This is a genomic window from Nitrospiria bacterium (genome assembly GCA_036397255.1).
GTDB lineage: Bacteria > Nitrospirota > Nitrospiria > DASWJH01 > DASWJH01 > DASWJH01.
The window spans coordinates 17,706-32,286 of record DASWJH010000019.1; the positions used below are offsets into that span (position 1 = coordinate 17,706).

General features: G+C 43.1%; 30 protein-coding genes. All 30 read right to left on the reverse strand.

The genetic code is table 11. The features are described from left to right. Positions 1-74: 74 nt before the first annotated feature. Entirely contained in the window at positions 75-701 is a 627-nt protein-coding gene (gene rpsD, locus VGB26_03000) for a 30S ribosomal protein S4 (GenBank protein HEX9756752.1), read from the reverse strand. A gap of 73 nt (positions 702-774) precedes the next feature. After that, the gene (gene rpsK / locus VGB26_03005) at positions 775-1,161 is read right to left on the reverse strand and encodes a 30S ribosomal protein S11 (GenBank protein ID HEX9756753.1); all 387 of its coding nucleotides are present in this window, start codon (positions 1,159-1,161) and stop codon (positions 775-777) included. A 125-nt stretch (positions 1,162-1,286) separates the two neighbouring features. After that, complete coding sequence (gene rpsM, locus VGB26_03010; GenBank protein HEX9756754.1) at positions 1,287-1,661, reverse strand: 30S ribosomal protein S13; 375 nt, start codon at positions 1,659-1,661, stop codon at positions 1,287-1,289. An 18-nt stretch (positions 1,662-1,679) separates the two neighbouring features. Further along, on the reverse strand, positions 1,680-1,793 hold the full coding sequence (gene rpmJ, locus VGB26_03015; GenBank protein HEX9756755.1) for a 50S ribosomal protein L36: 114 nt from the start codon (positions 1,791-1,793) through the stop codon (positions 1,680-1,682). Positions 1,794-1,836: 43 nt separating this feature from the next. Next, entirely contained in the window at positions 1,837-2,055 is a 219-nt protein-coding gene (infA, locus tag VGB26_03020; protein HEX9756756.1) for a translation initiation factor IF-1, read from the reverse strand. Positions 2,056-2,067: 12 nt separating this feature from the next. Next, complete coding sequence (gene map, locus VGB26_03025) at positions 2,068-2,814, reverse strand: type I methionyl aminopeptidase (GenBank protein ID HEX9756757.1); 747 nt, start codon at positions 2,812-2,814, stop codon at positions 2,068-2,070. Continuing rightward, a complete protein-coding gene (locus tag VGB26_03030; GenBank protein ID HEX9756758.1) occupies positions 2,811-3,464 on the reverse strand; it encodes an adenylate kinase in 654 nt (217 codons plus the stop codon). The genes map and VGB26_03030 overlap by 4 nt, the downstream gene beginning before the upstream one ends. Positions 3,465-3,583: 119 nt before the next feature. Continuing rightward, positions 3,584-4,897, reverse strand: a complete 1,314-nt coding sequence (gene secY, locus VGB26_03035; GenBank protein ID HEX9756759.1) for a preprotein translocase subunit SecY — start codon at positions 4,895-4,897, stop codon at positions 3,584-3,586. Between the two features lies 1 nt (position 4,898). Next, complete coding sequence (gene rplO, locus VGB26_03040; GenBank protein HEX9756760.1) at positions 4,899-5,342, reverse strand: 50S ribosomal protein L15; 444 nt, start codon at positions 5,340-5,342, stop codon at positions 4,899-4,901. 41 nt (positions 5,343-5,383) lie between these two features. Then, entirely contained in the window at positions 5,384-5,572 is a 189-nt protein-coding gene (gene rpmD / locus VGB26_03045; GenBank protein ID HEX9756761.1) for a 50S ribosomal protein L30, read from the reverse strand. Continuing rightward, positions 5,569-6,084, reverse strand: coding sequence for a 30S ribosomal protein S5 (rpsE, locus tag VGB26_03050; protein HEX9756762.1), 516 nt, complete (start codon positions 6,082-6,084; stop codon positions 5,569-5,571). Before rpsE ends, rpmD begins: the two co-directional genes overlap by 4 nt. Before the next feature lie 57 nt (positions 6,085-6,141). Continuing rightward, on the reverse strand, positions 6,142-6,501 hold the full coding sequence (gene rplR / locus VGB26_03055; GenBank protein HEX9756763.1) for a 50S ribosomal protein L18: 360 nt from the start codon (positions 6,499-6,501) through the stop codon (positions 6,142-6,144). A gap of 26 nt (positions 6,502-6,527) precedes the next feature. Further along, the gene (gene rplF / locus VGB26_03060) at positions 6,528-7,067 is read right to left on the reverse strand and encodes a 50S ribosomal protein L6 (GenBank protein HEX9756764.1); all 540 of its coding nucleotides are present in this window, start codon (positions 7,065-7,067) and stop codon (positions 6,528-6,530) included. Positions 7,068-7,085: 18 nt separating this feature from the next. Next, complete coding sequence (gene rpsH, locus VGB26_03065) at positions 7,086-7,487, reverse strand: 30S ribosomal protein S8 (protein HEX9756765.1); 402 nt, start codon at positions 7,485-7,487, stop codon at positions 7,086-7,088. Between the two features lie 33 nt (positions 7,488-7,520). Further along, complete coding sequence (locus VGB26_03070) at positions 7,521-7,706, reverse strand: type Z 30S ribosomal protein S14 (GenBank protein HEX9756766.1); 186 nt, start codon at positions 7,704-7,706, stop codon at positions 7,521-7,523. Positions 7,707-7,715: 9 nt separating this feature from the next. Next, positions 7,716-8,309, reverse strand: coding sequence for a 50S ribosomal protein L5 (gene rplE / locus VGB26_03075; GenBank protein HEX9756767.1), 594 nt, complete (start codon positions 8,307-8,309; stop codon positions 7,716-7,718). 4 nt (positions 8,310-8,313) lie between these two features. Then, positions 8,314-8,655 carry a 50S ribosomal protein L24 gene (gene rplX, locus VGB26_03080; GenBank protein HEX9756768.1) on the reverse strand — a complete coding sequence of 114 codons (342 nt, stop codon included), beginning with the start codon at positions 8,653-8,655 and terminating at the stop codon, positions 8,314-8,316. A 42-nt stretch (positions 8,656-8,697) separates the two neighbouring features. Then, entirely contained in the window at positions 8,698-9,066 is a 369-nt protein-coding gene (gene rplN, locus VGB26_03085; GenBank protein ID HEX9756769.1) for a 50S ribosomal protein L14, read from the reverse strand. A gap of 98 nt (positions 9,067-9,164) precedes the next feature. Continuing rightward, on the reverse strand, positions 9,165-9,419 hold the full coding sequence (rpsQ, locus tag VGB26_03090) for a 30S ribosomal protein S17 (protein HEX9756770.1): 255 nt from the start codon (positions 9,417-9,419) through the stop codon (positions 9,165-9,167). 25 nt (positions 9,420-9,444) lie between these two features. Next, the gene (gene rpmC, locus VGB26_03095; protein HEX9756771.1) at positions 9,445-9,663 is read right to left on the reverse strand and encodes a 50S ribosomal protein L29; all 219 of its coding nucleotides are present in this window, start codon (positions 9,661-9,663) and stop codon (positions 9,445-9,447) included. Then, positions 9,663-10,076 (reverse strand): 50S ribosomal protein L16, encoded by a 414-nt coding sequence (rplP, locus tag VGB26_03100; GenBank protein HEX9756772.1) that lies wholly within the window; start codon positions 10,074-10,076, stop codon positions 9,663-9,665. Before rplP ends, rpmC begins: the two co-directional genes overlap by 1 nt. Beyond that, entirely contained in the window at positions 10,076-10,735 is a 660-nt protein-coding gene (rpsC, locus tag VGB26_03105) for a 30S ribosomal protein S3 (GenBank protein ID HEX9756773.1), read from the reverse strand. The genes rplP and rpsC overlap by 1 nt, the downstream gene beginning before the upstream one ends. 41 nt (positions 10,736-10,776) lie before the next feature. Continuing rightward, positions 10,777-11,145 (reverse strand): 50S ribosomal protein L22, encoded by a 369-nt coding sequence (gene rplV / locus VGB26_03110; protein HEX9756774.1) that lies wholly within the window; start codon positions 11,143-11,145, stop codon positions 10,777-10,779. 75 nt (positions 11,146-11,220) lie between these two features. After that, positions 11,221-11,508, reverse strand: a complete 288-nt coding sequence (gene rpsS / locus VGB26_03115; GenBank protein HEX9756775.1) for a 30S ribosomal protein S19 — start codon at positions 11,506-11,508, stop codon at positions 11,221-11,223. Positions 11,509-11,531: 23 nt separating this feature from the next. Continuing rightward, complete coding sequence (rplB, locus tag VGB26_03120) at positions 11,532-12,359, reverse strand: 50S ribosomal protein L2 (protein ID HEX9756776.1); 828 nt, start codon at positions 12,357-12,359, stop codon at positions 11,532-11,534. An 11-nt stretch (positions 12,360-12,370) separates the two neighbouring features. After that, positions 12,371-12,667: a 50S ribosomal protein L23 gene (rplW, locus tag VGB26_03125; protein HEX9756777.1), complete on the reverse strand. Its 297-nt coding sequence runs from the start codon at positions 12,665-12,667 to the stop codon at positions 12,371-12,373. Beyond that, a complete protein-coding gene (rplD, locus tag VGB26_03130; GenBank protein HEX9756778.1) occupies positions 12,664-13,287 on the reverse strand; it encodes a 50S ribosomal protein L4 in 624 nt (207 codons plus the stop codon). Before rplD ends, rplW begins: the two co-directional genes overlap by 4 nt. An 18-nt stretch (positions 13,288-13,305) precedes the next feature. Beyond that, entirely contained in the window at positions 13,306-13,935 is a 630-nt protein-coding gene (gene rplC / locus VGB26_03135; protein ID HEX9756779.1) for a 50S ribosomal protein L3, read from the reverse strand. A 48-nt stretch (positions 13,936-13,983) separates the two neighbouring features. After that, on the reverse strand, positions 13,984-14,295 hold the full coding sequence (rpsJ, locus tag VGB26_03140; protein ID HEX9756780.1) for a 30S ribosomal protein S10: 312 nt from the start codon (positions 14,293-14,295) through the stop codon (positions 13,984-13,986). A 57-nt stretch (positions 14,296-14,352) separates the two neighbouring features. Beyond that, positions 14,353-14,581, reverse strand: a 229-nt coding sequence (gene tuf / locus VGB26_03145) for an elongation factor Tu (protein HEX9756781.1), incomplete at its 5' end; no start/stop codon positions are given.

A 14,581-nucleotide genomic window follows, 5' to 3' on the forward strand; every position in this document is an offset into this window, starting at 1 on the left:
ACATTTCCCCCATTAATAAGGAAAGGTTAAAGGCCATCAGTTTAGGGTTTAATTTTTAAACGCAGAATAAACCTTTATCGGGAATATAATTCAACAACCAATTGTTCGTTCACCGGAAGCTCGATCTCTTCTTTGGAAGGTACATTTAAAAATAGGCCTGAAAATTCAGTTTTATTAAGTTCAAGCCATGGGGAAATTCCCCTATTTTCTACCCCCAACAAAGAAGCCTTTATTCTTTCCAAATTTTTACTTTTCTCCTTTACTTGAATCCGATCACCCTCTTTTAAAAGAAAAGAAGGGATATCCACTTTTTTCCCATTCACCAAAAAATGCCCATGGTTAATTAAACCCCGAGCCTCTCCTCGTGAGGAAGCAAAACCGATTCGGTAAACTGCACTATCCAGGCGTCGTTCTAATAACTGGAGGAGATTATCTCCTGTAATTCCCTTTATTCGCTCGGCACGGTGAAAATACCCTCGAAATTGCCTCTCCAGCAATCCGTAAATTCTCTTTAACTTTTGTTTTTCTCTGAGCTGCTTCTGGTATTCCGAAACCTTCTGGCGTCCTTGTCCATGTTGCCCTGGGGGTTGATCTCGACGTTCAATCCCACACTTCTCGGTGAAACACCGCGCCCCTTTTAAAAAAAGCTTTGCCCCTTCCCTCCGGCAGAGCCGGCATAGGGGTCCAACGTATCTTGCCAATTAAAACCTCCATTCCATATAATTTATTTTTTCCGTTTAAATGCCCTACTCAAAAAAGAGTTAAAGGTCATGCTTAGACCCTCCTCCTTTTGGGGGGTCTGCACCCGTTATGAGGAACCGGGGTAACATCTTTAATTAAATTAACCTTCAAACCGGTCCCTTGAAGAGCCCTAATAGCGGATTCGCGCCCCGACCCGGGCCCCTTAACATAAACATCCACTTGCCTCATTCCATTTTCCATGGCCTTTTTTGCAGCAGTTTCCCCAGCCTTCTGGGCGGCAAAGGGGGTACTTTTGCGTGATCCTTTAAACCCTTGATTGCCTGCACTGGACCAAACCACCACATTTCCAGCCATATCTGTAATGCTAATTATCGTGTTATTAAAGGAAGCCAGTATATGAGCCACACCGGATTGAACATTCTTTTTTTCTTTTTTCTTAGTACCTTTTTTATTTACCATGGTTTTGCAACTCCAATTGTGATCAAGGATAAAACCTACTAAATTTATTTAGTTTTTTGTTTTGCCTGATCCCTCTTATTTAGAATGAACCCTTTCTTTAAAAAGAGGGGGAAATCAGAAATTCCTTACGTTTTTTTGGGTTTTGCTCCAATTGCTCGACGAGGCCCTTTTCTTGTCCGTGCATTGGTTTTCGTTCTTTGGCCTCTCAATGGAAGACCCCGACGATGCCTTAATCCCCGGTAACTCCCAATATCCATTAAACGTTTAATACTCATGGAAATCTCTCGCCGAAGATCTCCCTCTATTTTAAAATCCCGTTCAATGATTTCACGGAGTTTTACTGCTTCAGCTTCACTCAAATTCTTTACCCGAGTATTGGGATCAACCCCGGCATTTTTTATTATTTTTTTGGATGAGGACGGGCCAATTCCAAATAAATACGTCAATCCAACCTCAACCCTTTTATCTCTAGGAAGATCTATTCCACCGATACGAGCCATTGAAACCTCATTAAGAAACTAACCTTGCCGTTGTTTATGTTTCGGGTTAATACAAATCACCCGCAACACCCCTCGTCTTTTAATAATCTTACATTTAGCACAAATGGTTTTCATTGAAGATCGAACTTTCATTGTCCTAAAACCACCTTTTCCTTTTAAAGAAAAACGTCAGTGTTTATTTAAAACGGTAGGTAATTCTCCCCCGTGTTAAATCATAGGGAGAAAGCTCCACTGTTACTTTATCTCCCGGTAAAATTTTTATAAAATGCATTCTCATTTTTCCTGAAATGTGGGCTAACACCCTATGCCCATTTTCCAATTCCACCCGAAACATCGCATTGGGTAATGTTTCCATGATTGTTCCTTCCACTTCAACAACATCTTCTTTGGACATACCCCCTCGATCCTAAATCTCTGTTAAAATCTTGGCCCCAAACTCCGTCAAAGCAATGGTATGCTCAAAATGGGCAGACAAACTTCCATCTTCGGTGACCACAGTCCATTGGTCTTCCAAAACCTTAACATGATAAGTCCCTGCATTCACCATGGGTTCTACAGCTAACACCATTCCGATTTTTAACCGAGGTCCGGAATCTGGTTTTCCAAAATTAGGAACCTGGGGTTCCTCATGAAGGCTTCTTCCAATCCCATGGCCAACAAAATCCCTCACCACGGAAAAACCAGATTTTTCCACACAGGTTTGTATTGCATGGGAAACATCCGAAAGCCTTCCCTCATTGCGAATTTGCTGGATCCCTTCGTAAAGAGATTGACGGGTAACATCCATTAACCGCTGAACCTCCTGATTGACCCCGCCTACCGGAAGGGTCATGGCTGAATCACCAAAATATCCCTCCCAAATGGCCCCCAAGTCTAATCCAATAATATCACCGTCTTTTAATACACGTCTCGATGGAATCCCATGAACCACTTGATCATTGACCGAGACACAGAGCGTAGAAGGAAAACCACGGTAACCCTTAAAGGCTGGTGTACCTCCTAAATTTTTAATTTTCTCTTCGGCCACCCTATCCAGATCTAGGGTGGTCACACCGGGGGCTACCATTTCCTTAAGGGTAAGCAGAACCTCTGCAACTATTTTTGATGCAGAAGTCATCTTTTCAATCTCGTCACCCGATTTCAGAATGATCATACTTTTTTCTTTGATAGAAACCCCAAAACATTTTGGAAAACCGTCGGGATATCTCCGGAGCTTTCAATTTCAGTTAAAAGGCCAAGCTTCTGATAAAAATGAACCAACGGTTGGGTTTGGGTTTTATACACCTGCAATCGTTTCTGTATGGTTTCGGGATGATCATCTTCCCGATGAATCAATGGCCCCCCGCAAAGATCGCAACGATTTTCTTCCTTGGGGGGATTATATTTTGTGTGGTATACCGCAGTACAGGTTGAACAGGATCTACGGCCCGAAAGTCGTTGGATTAAAATCTCTTCATCTAAAACAAAATGAACCACCCGATCCAACCCCCATCCAAACCCCAACAACATTTTGGACAATGCCTCTGCTTGAGGAACTGTCCTCGGGAAACCATCTAAAAGGAAGCCCTTTTGGCTATCAGGCTTTTTTAAGCGGTCCCGGATTATTCCAATAACCACCTCATCCGGAACCAGAGCCCCCCGTTCCATATAGGACTTGGCTTCTTTCCCTAACGGGGTTTTCTCCCTAACCGCTTCCCTTAAAATATCTCCGGTTGAAATTTTCAAAACTCCAAAATGTTCTGATAGATTCTGAGCTTGGGTCCCTTTTCCAATTCCAGGAGGTCCCAACAAAACCAACCTCAAATCAAACCTCCTTTAGGAAAACTCAAACAAACCCCAATTAGGTCTACCGAAGCTAAACCCTCCCCTAAAATTGCGTTGGTTTTCTTTCTCAGCATAATATTCCGATCATAGAAAAATCCCTAACCACTTCTTCCTTTTATTTTTCCTTTTTTCATAAAACCCTCATAATTTCGAGTCAGCATATGAGATTCAATTTGTTGCGCGGTATCTAGTCCCACCCCAACTACAATAAGCAGGGATGTTCCTCCAAAAAAGAACGGAACCCCCATTTTATAGATCAAAATCTCCGGGATGACACAGACAATTGCTAGATAAATGGACCCAGCAAATGTAATCCGGGTCAAAACCCGATAAATATAATCAGAGGTCCTTTGGCCGGGGCGAATCCCCGGAATAAAGCCACCATATTTCTTCATATTATCAGCCATATCAACGGGATTTAAAACAACCGCGGTATAGAAAAAACAGAAAAATACAATTAAACTCACATAGAGAGTCGTATAAAAAATAGACCCCGGTGCAAGGCTATTTCCTATAGCTTGAACCCATGGAATAGGGGTAAACCCTGCAATAGTCGCAGGAAAGGCAATTATGGAGGAAGCAAAAATAGGTGGAATAACCCCTGCTGTGTTAATTTTTAAAGGGATATGGGTATTTTGGCCTCCATACACTTTTCTCCCCACAACTCGTTTCGCATATTGGACGGGAACCCGGCGGCGTGCACTTTCCAAAAATACGATCGCCGCTACTACAATAACCATCATAATGGCCAAAATAATGATGAAAAGCAGAGATAGCTCACCAATTTCATATTTTTTATAGGTATTGATCAGAGCCGCTGGAAGAGCGGCCACAATCCCTGCAAAAATGATTAAGGAAATACCGTTTCCAATTCCACGTTCTGTTATTTGCTCTCCCAACCACATAATAAAAGCGGTTCCAGCGGTCAAGGTAATCATTGTCATCAAACGGAAGGGCCAACCCGGTTCCTGGACAAAGGCACCATTTTGCATTCCTTCCAGCCCAAAACCAATCCCGATTCCCTGAATCAAACTAATGCCAATGGTGCTAAACCGCGTATATTGAATAATTTTTTTTCGTCCCCTCTCACCCTCCTTGGCTAATTTTCCCAATGTGGGAATCACCACAGTTAAAAGCTGAAGGATAATCGAAGCACTGATATAAGGCATGATTCCCAATGCAAAAACAGTTAATCGGGAAAGAGCCCCCCCCGAAAAAATATCTAAAAAACCAAGGAGCGCTCCCCCTTGGCTTTTTAAAAAATCGCTTAGCGCATCATTATTAATTCCTGGAGTTGGGACATGCGCGCCAATCCGATAGACGGCCAACATGGCAATTGTGAAAAGGATTCTAGTCTTAAGCTCCGGAATTTTAAAAATATTCTGGATGCTTGTTATAAACCTTTCTAACAACCTAAATCACCTCTGCCTTGCCACCTACCGATATAATTTTCTCTTTTGCCTTTTCGCTAAAAGCATTGGCTTGAATCGTCAAAGGAACCTTTAATTCACCCTCAGATAAAATCTTTATAGGGCTTCTCGCTTTACTTACCAACCCTTTTTCTTTAAGAAGTCCAATATTTACAACTGTGTTTTTTTGGAACCCATTCAATTGTTCCAAATTGATAATCTGGAATTTCTTTTTAAAAATATTGACAAACCCCCTTTTAGGTAATCTCCGGCTGAGGGGCATTTGGCCCCCTTCAAAACCAGGACCCTTCACTCCACCCGAGCGGGCCTTCTGCCCTTTATGTCCTTTTGATGCGGTTTTCCCAGAACCCGAACCTGGCCCCCGGCCAACACGCCTTTTGGGCTTCTTCTTCGCCCCCCTTGAAGTTTTGAGGGAATTTAATTTCATTTTTTTTTGGTCCTCTTCCTTCGTTAATCCTTGTATTTAAATTATTTTCCTTTTTGAACCGTTACCAAATGAACCACTTTTTTAACCATTCCCCGAATTTCGGGGGAATCAGGTCGCACTACGGTCTTATGAAGCTTTCTCAAACCCAAACCTTTTAATATTTCCTGCTGTGCCTTGGGCCGGCCGATTCCACTTCGCTCTAAGGTAATCGAAAGACTCTCTTTTTTCATTCCTTTTTCCTCCCGTCTTCCCCTTCCGAATAACTCATTTCCCGCATCCTCAGTACATCTTCCCGACTCCTTAACCCCCTTAAGCCCGTTAAAGTGGCGCGAACTACATTAAAGGGATTGCCACTTCCCAAGGATTTACTCAAAATATTTTGAATCCCGACAACTTCCATCACGGCACGAACCGGGCCACCGGCAATGATTCCAGTTCCTGGGGCAGCGGGCTTAAGAAGAACATTTTCTGCCCCAAAATGTCCCATGGTTTCATAGGGAATACTTGATTCTGTTAGTGCAATCCGAACAAGGTTTTTTTTGGCATGTTCAATGGCTTTTTTAATCGCCTCTGGAACTTCATTGGCTTTTCCAATTCCCGACCCAACACACCCATGGCCATCCCCCACAACAACGAGGGCACTAAAGCTAAATCTCCTTCCCCCTTTTACCACCTTAGCCACACGATTGATAAAGACCACTTTATCTTTTAGGGTTAACCCTTCTGGATTAATTCGTTCCAAAATCCCTCCTATTGCAAATCAAACTTTTGGCGATATAAATTTTAGTTTTGGAAAACATTAAAAAACCAGACCTCCTTCTCGTGCCCCTTCCGCTACCGCTTTAACCCGTCCATGAAATAAATTGCCCCCACGGTCAAAAACCACTTTTTGAAATTTCAGGGTTAGAGCCCTTTCTGCTAAAAGCTTTCCCACTTTTTTGGCCGTTTCTATTGGGGAAAAACTCTTAAGATCTTCCCTCAAACTTTTTTCCATGGTGGACACACTGATCAAAGTACATCCTTTAATATCGTCAATGAGCTGGGAATACATATGGCGATTACTTCTAAAAACAGACAATCTGGGCCTTTCATGGGTTCCCATGATTTTCTTCCTTACCCGTCTTCGCCGTTTATTTCTGGAAATTTCCTTTTCCTTCATCCCTGGCCTCACCTCACTTGAGCGCTTTATTTACCCGCCTTTTTTCCCTCTTTGGTCCGAACCTGTTCACCGGAATACCGGATCCCCTTCCCCTTATAGGGTTCTGGAGGCCTTAAACCCCGGATATTGGCTGCTATTTGTCCAACCTCTTGCTTATCAATCCCTTTAAGTTTAATGGTGGTTTGCTTTTCGACCTTGGCTTCCACTCCCTTGGGAATATCAAACTCCACCGGATGGGAAAACCCAAGGTTTAACACTAATTTTCCCCCCTGAACCTGAGCTTTGTAACCCACCCCATTAATTTCTAATATTTTTTCATACCCTTCGGTGACTCCGAGAACCATATTGGCCAATTGGGATCGCACCAACCCATGAAAAGCCCTCCCCTCTCGGTCGTTACCTTTTTGGAGGACAAGGGCCCTTTGCTCCTTTAGTTCGACCTTTATCCGTGGGTCGACTTTAAAAAAGAGCTCTCCTTTTGGCCCCTTCACAACAACTTTCTCGGGGGAAATCTTGAATTCTACTCCCTTGGGAATATCAATTGGTTTTCGTCCTACCTTTGACATAACGAATAAATCAGTCCTCTACCAAATATGGCAAAGCACCTCACCCCCTATTTGCGATTTACGAGAATCTTTATCAGTCAACAACCCTTTTGAAGTAGAGAGAACCGCAACACCCACCCCTCGCCTTACCCAGGGGATTTGTTCCTTCCCAACGTAATGTCGAAGTCCAGGGCGGCTCACCCGTCTTAAACCACTGATGACCTGTTGCTGTTCTTGGCCGATATATTTTAATTGTATTTGTATATTTTCAAAACCACTTTTCTGAGTTTTTTTCACCCCTCGAACATATCCTTCTTTTTCAAGGATTTTTGCAAGTCCAAATTTTAATTTTGAAAAAGGAATATCCACTGCCTCATGCCGACGAAGGTTGGCATTTCGAATCCTCGTCAACATATCCGCAATGGGATCAGTCATTGACATAGCATTTCCCCCACAAAGCAAACCCTCCCACTATTACCAACTTGCCTTAATGACACCTGGAATTTCTCCTTTAAGACTTAAACTCCTAAAGCAGATTCGGCACATTGCAAATTTTCGCAAATAACCCCTCGGGCGACCACATACCTTACACCGGTTATATTGCCGGACCTTAAATTTGGGAACCCGGTTGGACTTTACGATTAATGATGTTTTTGCCACTGTTCTCCTCTATCGATTTCTAAAAGGAATCCCTAAATTTTTCAATAAAGCTCTTGCTTCATGATCACTTTTTGCAGTGGTCACAATGGTAATATCCATACCGTGAGTCATTGCAATTTCATCATATTTAATTTCTGGAAAAATGAGCTGCTCCTTGATTCCAAGGGTAAAATTCCCTCTTCCATCAAAAGCCTTTTCAGAAACGCCTCGAAAATCCCGGATTCGGGGTAATGCCACATGGGTAAGACGATCAAAAAACTCATAAAGTCTTTGCCCACGTAAAGTCACTTTACATCCAATGGGCATTCCACTCCTCAACTTAAACCCTGCAATTGATTTTCTGGCCTTGGTCACAATGGGTCGTTGGCCTGTAATTTGGCCTAATTCTTTAACTGCACTATCTAAAAACTTAATATTCTGAATAGCTTCCCCCATTCCAATATTTACGATAATTTTTTCCATACGGGGAACTTGGAGTTTATTTTTATACCCAAACTCTTTCATCAAAAGGGGAATCACCTCCTGATCATACTTGATTTTTACCCGGGGTTTTTCGCCATTTGATGTTTTTTTGCTTTTTGGAGTGGTTCGTTGACCTTTCACAAAATCATCCTTTATCCAAAACCTCACCGCATTTCCGGCAACAGCGAAGCTTCTTTCCATCGGTGAGAATTTTCACAGAAAACCGTGTTGATTTATTACATTGAGGACATAACAGCATCACATTGGAAATTTGAATGGGTCCCTCCCGTTCCACGATTCCGCCTTGACGGTTTTTTTGTTGGGGTCGGGTATGACGTTTTATGATATTTAATTTTTCAACAACCACCCTTTGCTTTTTGGCCAAAACCTGCAACACCTTTCCGTTTTTTCCCCGATCTCGCCCGGTTATCACCCGAACCATATCCCCTTTTCGAATTCCGGTTCTGGAAATTGTTTTTCCATCCATTTTTTCTTTACACCCTTTTCACTTTCTTTATAAAATCTTTTTTCACAAAACCTCTGGGGCCAACGATACGATTTTCATAAATTTTTTCCACCGGAGTTCTCGAGCGACCGGGCCAAAAATTCGGGTTCCAATGGGCTCTCCCTCGGCATTGATTAATACAGCGGCATTCCGGTCAAATTTAATATAAGATCCATCTCCTCTTCGAACTTCCTTTGTGGTTCGGACAATCACCGCTTTCGCAACCTCCCCTTTTTTTACATTCCCATGAGGAATCGCTTCTTTGATGGCCACCACAATTACATCACCCAAAGAGGCATAACGCCTTTTTCCGCCACCCATTATATGAAAACAGAGAACTTTTTTCGCCCCCGAATTATCGGCAACATCCAACACGGATTGAACTTGAATCATTTAAATGCCTACACCCCGAAAGGTCCCTTTTTGTCACACGTTCCAGCTTCCAATTTAACAACCACTGTGTTTCGCTTTCCGTGGCCCATGGAATACCCTTAATCTTCAAGGGTTTTTGCTTTTTCCAAAACTTTAATTACTTTCCAATTTTTATCTTTGCTCAAGGGCCTGCTCTCCATTACCAGAACCCGATCACCCACCTTGCATTCGTTTTTTTCATCGTGGGCTTTTAGCTTGGTCATTCGCTTTACAACCCTTTTAAATATCGAATGCTGAATTCGGCGAGAAATTTTTAAAACAATCGTTTTTTCCATTTTATCACTAACAACATCTCCGATTAAACTTCGCCGCACGGTTCTTCTCCCATTAAATATTTTTTTATTTTTCCCCTTCGGATTCTGAAGGCTTCATAACATCTCTAATTCGCCAGGTGGTCTTAACCCGAGCAATATCCCGCCTGACTTGTCTGATTCGGGCGGTACTTTCAATTCGGCCTGCAGTCAGTTGAAATTTAAGATTGAAAAGTTCTTTCTTTAAACCCTGTTCTTTAACAAGCAATTCCTCCTGACTGAGATCTTTCAATTCCTTCATCTCCATTAGCGCCCCCCCCGTTTCATAAATCTGGTTGAAATAGGAAGCTTGTAGGCCGCCAATTTAAAGGCTTCTTCTGCTACTTGTTCGGTTACCCCATCCATTTCATATAGTATTCTTCCCGGTTTCACCACGGCCACCCAATGTTCGGGATTTCCTTTTCCTTTCCCCATACGGGTTTCCGCGGCTTTTCGCGTAATTGGTTTATCCGGGAAAATCCGAATCCATATTTTGCCCCCTCTTTTAACGAAACGGGTCATGGCAATTCGGGCAGCTTCTATCTGGCGGCTGGTAATCCATGCCGGCTCCAGAGCTTTCAAACCGAATTCGCCAAAACTCAATTCTGACCCTCTTTGGCTCAACCCCTTCATTCGGCCTTTTTGGCGTTTTCGATATTTAACCTTTTTAGGACTGAGCATCAGCGCCTCTCTTCAATTTCGCCACCTTTTCCCGGGGGAAGAATTTCCCCTTTATAGATCCAAACCTTCACCCCAATCTGACCATAGGTGGTTCGGGCCTCGGCAAATCCGTAATCGATATCAGCCCGTAATGTGTGTAAAGGGACTCTCCCTTCACGATACCATTCGGTTCTAGCAATTTCTGAACCCGCTAATCTTCCCGAACAATTTACTTTTATACCCTGAGCACCAAACCGAAGCGTTGAGGCAACACTCCGTTTCATTGCTCTTCGAAAGGTAACACGCTTTTCAAGCTGGAGGGCAATATTTTCGGCTACCAATTGGGCATCCAATTCAGGTTTTTTTATCTCTTTAATATTGATAAAAATTTGTTTTTGGGTCAGCGCCTCCAATTCATTTTTCAATTTATCCACCTCAACCCCTTTTCTTCCAATAATAATCCCAGGTCGTGCGGAAAAAATATCAACCTTGACTTGTTTTCCCGATCGCTCAATTTCAATTTTGGAAACGCTGGCATGGTACAACTTCTCTTTGACAATTCGACGAATATTTAAATCCTCATGAAGCAGAGTCGCATAATCCCGCTGTGCATACCAGCGAGAATTCCATGTTTTAATATAACCTAGGCGATAGCCTATTGGATGTACTTTCTGTCCCAAAAGATTCCCTCCATCAAAAAACCTGGTTCAACATCACCAGGTTACCTTCCACGAGAAACGCTATCTTTCATTTTAGATTTCGGGGATACAACCAGGGTGATATGGCTGGTTCTTTTAAATATGGAATTGGCTCGTCCCATAGATCTGGGGCGAATTCGTTTAAGAGTGGTCCCTTGATCCACGAAAGCCTTACTGACCCATAAATCATCCACATCCCCAACTTTTTTCTGCTCCGCGTTAGCCACGGCAGAACGGAGCAACTTTTCCACCAATCCAGAGGCATGGTTTGGTACAAACCGAAGAATGGTTAATGCTTCATCAACCCCTTTTCCACGAATCAAATCCACCACCAAACGGGCCTTTCTCGGGGTCACTCGAACAAATCGCAAGACAGCTTTTGCATCAACCATTTTCTTTAAGACTCCGAATGTTTCTTTTAAATCGGTTATAAAAAAAAGTCTCAATCCCCATGAACGGACCTCTCTTTATTTCAAAGCCGTGGCTTTTTCCGTTTTTGCGGATCCATGGCCCTTGAAAAACCGAGTAGGGGAAAATTCCCCTAACTTATGTCCCACCATATTTTCGGTTATATAAACTGGAATAAACTTTTTACCATTATGAACTGCAAGGGTGTGCCCTATCATATCAGGAATGATGGTAGATCTTCGTGACCAAGTTTTAAAAACTTTTCTATCATTATCCTGATTGAGCCTTTCAATTTTCTTTAACAACTTTTCATCTACAAAGGGTCCTTTTTTAACTGACCTAGGCACTGATCTTCTCCTTCATTTCGGCCTTATCCCTTGCGCCGTTTAATAATAAACCGCTTTGTCCTCTTATTCTTTCGTGTTTTAAGTCCTTTGGTATGCATTCCCCAGGGAGAAACAGGATGAGGGTTTCCTTGCCCTGCCTTTCCCTCTCCTCCTCCATGAGGATGATCAACCGGATTCATTGCGACCCCCCGGACTTTGGGCCTTTTTCCGAGCCAACGCTTACGACCCGCCTTTCCAAGGGTTAAGTTTTCATGGTCAATATTTCCGACTTGACCGACAGTGGCCATGCAATTTGCCTCTACCAAGCGTACTTCGCCTGAACCCAGTCTAACCTGAACATAGGCCCCCTCTTTAGCCATGAGCTGGGCAGACCCCCCAGCACTTCTGACCAATTGCCCACCCTTTCCAGGCTTCAATTCAATGTTGTGAATGAGCGTTCCGAGAGGGATAAAGGCTAATGGAAGGGCGTTTCCTGTTTTCAATTCGGCATTATTACCGGACATGATTGAATCATTTACCTTAAGTCCTTCCGGCGCCAAAATATACCGTTTTTCTCCATCATGGTAATGAATCAAAGCCAAACGGGCGGTTCGATTAGGATCATATTCAATGGCGGCTACCCGCCCCGAAACACCCAATTTGTCCCTTTTAAAATCAATCAAACGGTAAGCCCTTTTATGCCCCCCACCTCGATGGCGGAGGGTTATTTTTCCCCTTTGGTTTCTCCCCCCCGAAGAGGTTAAAGGAAAAACCAAAGATTTCTCAGGCTCGGTTTTGGTGATTTCCTCAAAACCCGAAACGGACTGGTTACGACGACCAGGCGAAGTGGGTTTATATTGTTTAATTCCCATCCTAAATCCTTTTAAACTCCTTCAAAAAGTTCAAGTTTTTCGCCTTTCCTTAGGGAAACAATCGCCTTCTTCGAATCTGCCCGTTCCCCTTCAAATCGTCCAAGGCGCTTTTTCTTTCCGGATCTGTTCATCACATTAACTTTCTGGACCTTCACCTCAAGGAGTTTTTCAACAGCCTTCCTAATTTGAACTTTATTAGCCTTGGGGTGCACAATAAATGAAATTTTATTTTCTTTTTCCTTTTGCCCTGTTCCCTTTTCCGTGATTAAAGGGCGAAGGATTACACCATAAATATCGTCTTTTTTCATATCCAGGCCCCTGCTAACACTTCAAAATCCTCCTTTAAAACCACAAGATGATCAGACCCAACTAAATCATAAACATTTAATTCGTTCACCGTCATAACCAAAACATTCCCTAAATTTGCCGAGGCTTTTTCCAGTTGGTTTTTCCTTCCACTAGTGACCATTAGCACTTTCCCTGTTAACCCTAACTGCTTTAAAAGTTGAACCAATAGTTTGGTTTTTGGTTCCGGGAGATCAAAACTATCCATTACAGTCACTTTTCCATCAACAATTTTGGATCCTAGGCTGGAAGCAAGGGCCAGTCGCATCTTTTTCTTTGGAAAGGAGGTCATGTAATTTCGCGGTTGGGGACCAAAAACAGTACCTCCCCCTTTCCAAATCGGGGATCGAGAAGATCCGGCTCGGGCTCGCCCAGTCCCCTTCTGGCGCCAGGGTTTCTTTCCCCCACCGCTGACCAACCCCTTGGTTTTGGTAGATGAGGTTCCTTGTCTTTTACTGGCAAGCTGCATTACCACGGCTTCATGAACGACCGATTGATTTCCCTCAAAATGCAGAAACCGATCATCCACGGGGACTTCCCCTAACTTTTCACCTTTTTGATTAATCACATCGATAGATGCCATTGACATTCTTTAAAATAATTAAGAAACTTTTTTGGAGCGTTTGATTACTAAAAGAGTGCCTGGACTTCCAGGAACCGCTCCCTTGATCATTAAAATATTCTCATCAGGCTGAACTTGAATAATTTCAAGCTTTTCTATTGTTCTCTGAACATTCCCCATTTGACCCGGCAAACGTTTGTTTTTCATCACCCGAGAAGGGAAAGAGCTTGCCCCGATAGAACCCGGTTCCCGGTGAAACATGGAACCATGGGTGGCGGGACCTCCCGCAAAATGATGACGCTTCATGGCTCCCGCAAAGCCCTTCCCTCTTGATATACCAGTAACATCCACTAACTCGCCTTTTTTAAAAATATCCACTCGAATTTCCTGGCCCACTTGAGTCTCTGATTCATCCCCTTGGAATTCCTTTAAAAAACGGGCGGGGGAAACCCCTGCTTTCTTAAAATGCCCTAACATGCCTTTTGAGGTATTTTTCTCTTTTTTGGGTTTAAAAGAAAGCTGAAAGGCTTGATACCCATCTGGTTCTTGGCCTTTTTTTTGGACCACTTGGCAAGGCCCCGCTTCAATAACCGTTACAGGGACAATGCTTCCATCCTCCAGGTAAATTTGAGTCATTCCAATTTTCTCACCCATTAATCCTTGAATCATCGCAAACCTTTCAATCCTTCTCCATCCATACGAAGATCATAAAATAAATCAGAGTTTTATTTCTACATCCACACCGGCAGAAAGATTTAGCTTCATCAATGCATCCACTGTTTCAGGTGTAGGGTCAAGTATATCAAGAAGCCTTTTATGGGTTCTGATTTCAAACTGTTCACGGGATTTTTTATCTACGTGAGGAGACCTTAATACCGTATAACGGTTAATTCTTGTAGGCAAAGGAATAGGTCCGGCCACTTTGGCCCCAGTCCTTCGAACGGTATCCACTATTTCAAGAACCGATTGGTCCAAAACTCTAAAATCATATCCCTTGAGTCTTATCCGAATTTTTTGGTTTTGATCCACCCTTTTCCCCTATCCGTTTTTTTTATCGGGAATGACACCGTCTTTCCCTTTCAGACCCTAATCCAGGACCTCGGTAATAACTCCTGCCCCCACGGTTCTTCCACCTTCCCGTATCGCAAATCGCAATTCCTTTGCCATCGCGATAGGAGTAATCAACTCTACCTCCAAACTCACATTATCCCCCGGCATCACCATCTCCACTCCCTCCGCTAACTTCGCCACCCCCGTCACATCTGTCGTTCGAAAATAAAACTGCGGTCGATACCCATTGAAAAACGGTGTGTGC

Bases quoted from the DNA above. Each gene is read 5' to 3' on its own strand.
- rpsK (HEX9756753.1), bottom strand. From the start codon at position 1,161: ATGGTAAATAAAAAAGGTACTAAGAAAAAAGAAAAAAAGAATGTTCAA.
- rpsM (HEX9756754.1), bottom strand. From the start codon at position 1,661: ATGGCTCGTATCGGTGGAATAGATCTTCCTAGAGATAAAAGGGTTGAG.
- rpmJ (HEX9756755.1), bottom strand. From the start codon at position 1,793: ATGAAAGTTCGATCTTCAATGAAAACCATTTGTGCTAAATGTAAGATT.
- infA (HEX9756756.1), bottom strand. From the start codon at position 2,055: ATGTCCAAAGAAGATGTTGTTGAAGTGGAAGGAACAATCATGGAAACA.
- map (HEX9756757.1), bottom strand. From the start codon at position 2,814: ATGATCATTCTGAAATCGGGTGACGAGATTGAAAAGATGACTTCTGCA.
- rplO (HEX9756760.1), bottom strand. From the start codon at position 5,342: ATGAAATTAAATTCCCTCAAAACTTCAAGGGGGGCGAAGAAGAAGCCC.
- rpmD (HEX9756761.1), bottom strand. From the start codon at position 5,572: ATGAAAAAAGAGAGTCTTTCGATTACCTTAGAGCGAAGTGGAATCGGC.
- rplR (HEX9756763.1), bottom strand. From the start codon at position 6,501: ATGAAGGAAAAGGAAATTTCCAGAAATAAACGGCGAAGACGGGTAAGG.
- rplF (HEX9756764.1), bottom strand. From the start codon at position 7,067: ATGTCAAAGGTAGGACGAAAACCAATTGATATTCCCAAGGGAGTAGAA.
- rpsH (HEX9756765.1), bottom strand. From the start codon at position 7,487: ATGTCAATGACTGATCCCATTGCGGATATGTTGACGAGGATTCGAAAT.
- rplX (HEX9756768.1), bottom strand. From the start codon at position 8,655: ATGGATGGAAAAACAATTTCCAGAACCGGAATTCGAAAAGGGGATATG.
- rplN (HEX9756769.1), bottom strand. From the start codon at position 9,066: ATGATTCAAGTTCAATCCGTGTTGGATGTTGCCGATAATTCGGGGGCG.
- rpmC (HEX9756771.1), bottom strand. From the start codon at position 9,663: ATGGAGATGAAGGAATTGAAAGATCTCAGTCAGGAGGAATTGCTTGTT.
- rplP (HEX9756772.1), bottom strand. From the start codon at position 10,076: ATGCTCAGTCCTAAAAAGGTTAAATATCGAAAACGCCAAAAAGGCCGA.
- rplV (HEX9756774.1), bottom strand. From the start codon at position 11,145: ATGGTTGATGCAAAAGCTGTCTTGCGATTTGTTCGAGTGACCCCGAGA.
- rplB (HEX9756776.1), bottom strand. From the start codon at position 12,359: ATGGGAATTAAACAATATAAACCCACTTCGCCTGGTCGTCGTAACCAG.
- rplW (HEX9756777.1), bottom strand. From the start codon at position 12,667: ATGAAAAAAGACGATATTTATGGTGTAATCCTTCGCCCTTTAATCACG.
- rplD (HEX9756778.1), bottom strand. From the start codon at position 13,287: ATGGCATCTATCGATGTGATTAATCAAAAAGGTGAAAAGTTAGGGGAA.
- rplC (HEX9756779.1), bottom strand. From the start codon at position 13,935: ATGATTCAAGGATTAATGGGTGAGAAAATTGGAATGACTCAAATTTAC.